The following is a 644-nucleotide window of genomic DNA, read 5'->3' on the forward strand; positions in this document are numbered from 1 at the left end:
ACGGCGGCATCGACATCTACAGCGGAGCCGTAGGTACGCACGTTGTCGGTAACGCGGTGGCCCTCCCGGTCGGGCAGTGGGTGCGCCTCGAATGGCGCTACACCATCGACGGTTCCGGTAACGGCACCGTCGAGATGTGGACCTACTTGTCCGCAGACTCCACGGCTCATGACGACTACGTGGTCTCTTCGACGGTGGCGTGGCCAGGCGGGAAGCCCCGAGACGTTGAGTTCCACCTCGGGCGTGACACCACCAGCCAGATGTACGTGGATGAGGTCGCCGTCTCAGACGTCAAGATCGGGTCCGCGGTTCCGCAGATTGCCGCGCCAGTGGGGGTGATCACCGAATCCGACACGGCGCGCTCGATTACTGTTCGCAAGGTCCGCAACGTCGCCCAGGCCCCAAGCGTTGAGGTGGCCCTACCGATCCGTCCGGCCAAGGTGCGGCGTGTCGGCCAGGTCGTCGAGGTCGACTCTGCCGTCTCGGTAGCGCGGCGGAAGGTTCACGCCGTTGGCCAGGTCGTCGAGTCGGGCACAGTCGCCCAGGTCGTGCCAGCGCATCGCCGAATCATCGGGCAGGTCGTCGAAATCGACACCGCAGCCAAGATCACACCCGACGTCGGAAACGTCTCGCGCGCAATCGAG

Annotated in this window: 1 protein-coding gene; it reads left to right on the forward strand. The window is 65.4% G+C overall.

Features of this window, described 5'->3' with window-relative positions; all coding sequences use genetic code 11:
- A partial coding sequence (locus tag ABD844_RS52450) for a hypothetical protein (RefSeq protein WP_344897688.1) occupies positions 1-644 on the forward strand: 644 nt, incomplete at both ends.

This window comes from Nonomuraea antimicrobica (assembly GCF_039536965.1).
Taxonomy (GTDB): Bacteria; Actinomycetota; Actinomycetes; order Streptosporangiales; family Streptosporangiaceae; genus Nonomuraea; species Nonomuraea antimicrobica.